Origin of the sequence: Falsirhodobacter xinxiangensis, assembly GCF_004959935.1 — a bacterium.
In the GTDB taxonomy this organism is placed as follows: domain Bacteria; phylum Pseudomonadota; class Alphaproteobacteria; order Rhodobacterales; family Rhodobacteraceae; genus Falsirhodobacter; species Falsirhodobacter xinxiangensis.
Genome location: NZ_SMYN01000048.1, coordinates 1 through 4157 on the forward strand (window position 1 = coordinate 1; position 4157 = coordinate 4157).

A 4157-nucleotide genomic window follows, 5' to 3' on the forward strand; every position below is an offset into this window, starting at 1 on the left:
TCATAGCTCATCTTGGTCATCCTTGTGCTTGATAGGGCTTTCGTCATCCCGGTCCTCGATCGAACTGCGTTCGATGCGGACGGTTTGACGCCTTAGCGTGACGGGGATTTCGTCCGTCTCCGTGCGGTGGACGCGGCGAACATGGATTTCTTCTCGAAGATACAATTCCCGCGTCACCACCACGCGCTCTTCCACGACCGGAATGATCGTCACATCCCCCTCGACCCTGACCTCCGGTGCGGCGTCGATCCTTCGACCNCCGTCGAAACACGAACCCGACCTGTTAGGCGGGCTTGCTTGGTCAGTTCAGCCGTTTCCTCGACGAGAGGTAAAACTTCGGGTCTAGGCGGTTCGGACATGGCATCCTGCATTGGAAAAGCCGTGGTGAACCGTCTGAAGAGCAGGACGTTCCAAGCGCCCGAGGGCGCTAGACGCGCTCGGCGGGGATACGCCAAGGCAGCAGCTTTGACACAACCAGCCGGGTGGGTTCGCACCTCATGGCCTTCAGAAATGTTCCCAGCCGAGCCGGGTGTTTTGCGAAAATATACCGCTTGTAAGCTTCAGAAATCGGGAGCAGGTGGTTTACCTGCTGCGGGGGTAAAGCCTACCGGGGGGTATGGATGAGCCAGACCACAGCAGACATAAACTCATCAAATCGGCCTACGCGCACGAGCGTGACGTTCCTGATCTGCGATAGGTGTTCCGCATGGGCATGATCGGCGCGCCGACCGGGTTTGCCCCGGGCGTTGCCTAGCAAGCCTTCATCCCCGCTGTCAGAAGCGCCTGCCTGACAGGGGCATAAGATGGCTCCGCCGTATCAGTTTCGCGGTCCATGGAAGCTTCACAGACGGCCATTGCGTGAATCGACGCGTCCGTGATTGGCCATATCCATTTCCCTCTCGGGAAAGACATTGCATCTGTCGGTCCCCCGAGCGTGATTGGAAGTCCTGGCCTTATCTTGAACGTAATCGGCACGACCCAGTATCCGTGCATCATCCCCTCCCCATCTCCAAGGAAAAAATGACAGGCGGGAGGCGGCGATGTTCCTGACGTCGAGTTGGGCCAGGCGTTTGGCGTTCCAGCGCGACAAGACAACAGGGCACCAAAGACACCAGCGGCTGCGAGCACAGCGACGCCGGCAACATGGTAACAAACCGAACTGAGTAATGCTGCCTGCAAATGGCACGATACCCCAAACGGTCAAGGGGCGGATGGGTCTATTTCATCCCGTCAAGATAGCGCTGATAGGCTACCTTTGGGCATAGAGAGGCAATATCCTCCGAAATGCGATGTCCCTTGATGAGTTGATCCCTGACGCGAGTGACGGCCGGTATCGTCGAGGCTGGCAGAAGTTCGACCTCCATCAGAGTCACGGCAAGATCAAGTGTCTTATAGTCTTGAGCCAAAGCGTGACGCTCCCAGGCCGGTCATCCTAAATGTGCCCGCTTGTGCGCATGGCAACTCACGTCATCGTGCTGGGCTGCAGGGGGGCGCCAACGGGCAGCGGTTACGGGGAGCGATCGCTTGTTCCTGCTCGAAGACGCAGATCCTATTGCGAGAGGGGACAATGTGGCCTGCGCACGCATTGCGCGGCTTCCGTGCGCCGAACCAGTCGCGCCCTCGTCTTCGCCCCGAATGTTAGCGAAAGGCAAGACTCTGAAGCGCAGGCTATCCTAAAGGGCGGATTTTTTTGCGTGGTATGATGGCTCTGGAGTTCTGGTTCATAGGAGTAGCTGACCCCCAAGCTACGCTCGGGGGTCAAACCAGCGTCAGCGACGCTTGCGGAGTGCTGCGAAGCCCATGCCGCCGAGGGCAAGTGCCAGCATACCGCCGGCAGCAGGAAGCGGAACTGGAGCAGGCGCTTCTAGCGCGGCGGTCTCGAACGACACCGCCATGCTCGCATTATTCACGCCAGCATTCTTTGTGAAATAAATTGCGAAGGTTTCGCCGATGTCTGCGGTGAACCCGTCAATGAAACCAATCGCGGCGAAAGTATCCGGATCGGAACCTGCCTCGATCATATCGAAGCCATAGCTGAGGTCACTGCCGACGATACCAAACGCGACGCTGTCGAGGCCGGCACTCGAAAAACCTGTGCCAGCGACCGCGATCTCGCTGACGCTCAGTGCTTCAGACGCGGTGAATGAGTAGCTAACGTAGCCACCTTCAGTCAGTTGGAAGCTGGTGCCAAAATTGCTCCCTGGCGAGATGGTAGCGGCGGTTACGATGGTGGGTGCCGCGATGACCGCGAGGGCCGTTACTAGTGCCTTCATCTGTGCCTCTGATTTTTTGAAAACTGCCGGTAGTCTGGCGAGGCAACAGTAGTGCCGCAGCGCAGAAAACAACTAAAAATTGCATTGCTCGGGCTAACTATATGACAACGCGATGAACTATCTGTCTGCTGTCGTAAGCAGACGCGTAACCGGGGTCTGCCTTCGCCTAAGCGATCAAACGAGCCCCGCCACCACCTATCTGAAGAGACATGTCCGCAAATCCATCTTCCTCAAACGTTAAAATTAGGCGATTTCAAGCGAGTAGACCGCGAGATGTTCGCGCAGGATGCGCCTTGCCTGCCCCGTCCCTTAAGCGATAAAGGGACATCTCTCGGCCAACACCGAAGGCCTGTTGCGAGTGAACTGAGTTTTTGTGGTGAGTTTTATTATTGCCGAAGTCTGGCGATGCCAGCGGCGGCAGGACCTCTTGCCGCCGCTTGTTTTTTGTCGGAGGGACGACGAGCGAATTTATGTTGGCAAAGCCAAATGGCCCACATCTACGGGCGCTGCTGCTGCAGCAGCCGTAGAGTGGGAAATTGCTGCGACAGTTCGCTGCAACTGCAGCCGGGAAGACGTAATGAGTGTCACCTTTGAGCTCTCAAAGCTGCCCGGCCCGCGATGGCGGCTGAGCAAGTAGTGGATGGGACATTGCTAGCTTTCGCTGCGCTGCAGAATAGTAAGGTGAACCGCTCCAAATGACGCTCTCTAGGGTAGCATGCAGGGGCCATAGGAAGGAACTTAAGATGATATCCGCCCGTTATCCCCGCAGCCGGCTGACGCCGGGATGATATTTGGGAGACTTCAATTGATTAAACTGCTCACCTCCACCGCTATTGTCGCCATGCTCGCTGCCCCTGTTGTTGCTCAGACGGCAACGACCGCGACGACCGAGCCGACGGCAGCGGCCCCTGCTGATACCTCGGGGAGGGGCTATAATTACACCCTCGCGACCGGCGATAAGTCTGCAGAAACATTCATCGGCAAGCGCCTGTATGTGTCGGAAGTTGAAGTCGACGCGAACGCGGAAATGACCGAAGTCGATCAGGACTGGGATGATGTCGGCGAGATCAGCGATCTGGTCATCGGTGAAGATGGTCAGGTCAAGGCCGTGCTGACCGACATCGGCGGCTTCCTCGGCCTGGGCGAGAAGACTGTCGCCATCTCGATGGACGAGCTGGTGGTCATTCGCGATGGAGACTCGCCGAATGACTATTTCACCGTCCTGACGTCGGATCGCGCTCTTCTTGAAAGCGCCCCGGAATTCGAATGGCCCGAAGTTCAGTAATCTCACATAATGAATTCGGAAAGCGCGGCAATCGCCGCGCTTCTTCTTTCTCTGATTAGTGGATTAGCTGATTAGCCGGCAGTAGTAAGTCTCACACTCGTCAGCAATCGTGAGGGTGATTGATCGTCAGCAGACGATCGGACGCGAGCCGCGGGCTTTTCATAGGAAGTCGGCGATCATTGCGGCGAGGGCAGGCTCAGCAATCTTCGCAGCGGCACCTGAGGGCGGCAGCCATATCCGTTCGCGCTGCCCGCGTTCAGGAAAGCTGCATAAAACCTCTTTGACGTTCAGAGCAAAGACCGAGACGTCGAGATGTTTGTGCAGCTGGGGTTTCCAGTAGCTATACCGACCAAGGGGGATGGGATGAACCACACCCCTGACGCCCGCCTCCTCCCACGCCTCTTGGGCCGCAGCTTCTGAAAACGTCTTGCCGTCCATCGGCCAGCCCCTCGGGATGACCCAACGACCGGTGTCCCTACTGGTTATCAGCAGGATTTCTACGTCCGAACCTGTATCCCGCCAGCATAGCGCCGCACACTGATGAAGGTCTCTTTGATTGCTCATACCAGCATGCTCTCCGCTCCCGAACCCAAATGTCC

Annotated in this window: 4 protein-coding genes; 1 reads left to right on the top strand and 3 read right to left on the bottom strand. The window is 57.3% G+C overall.

Annotated features, from left to right (window positions below):
• The gene (locus E2K76_RS19945) at positions 1–249 is read right to left on the bottom strand and encodes a DUF2382 domain-containing protein (RefSeq protein WP_220432323.1); all 249 of its coding nucleotides are present in this window, start codon (positions 247–249) and stop codon (positions 1–3) included.
• Positions 250–1769: 1520 nt separating this feature from the next.
• The gene (locus E2K76_RS19950; protein ID WP_136686184.1) at positions 1770–2273 is read right to left on the bottom strand and encodes a hypothetical protein; all 504 of its coding nucleotides are present in this window, start codon (positions 2271–2273) and stop codon (positions 1770–1772) included.
• 805 nt (positions 2274–3078) lie between these two features.
• Here E2K76_RS19950 and E2K76_RS19955 point away from each other — a divergent pair.
• Entirely contained in the window at positions 3079–3558 is a 480-nt protein-coding gene (locus E2K76_RS19955) for a PRC-barrel domain-containing protein (protein WP_169053414.1), read from the top strand.
• Between the two features lie 159 nt (positions 3559–3717).
• Here the strand turns inward: E2K76_RS19955 and E2K76_RS19960 are convergent.
• Positions 3718–4157 (bottom strand): NUDIX hydrolase (locus E2K76_RS19960; protein ID WP_342773664.1); only part of this gene is annotated, 440 nt, incomplete at its 5' end.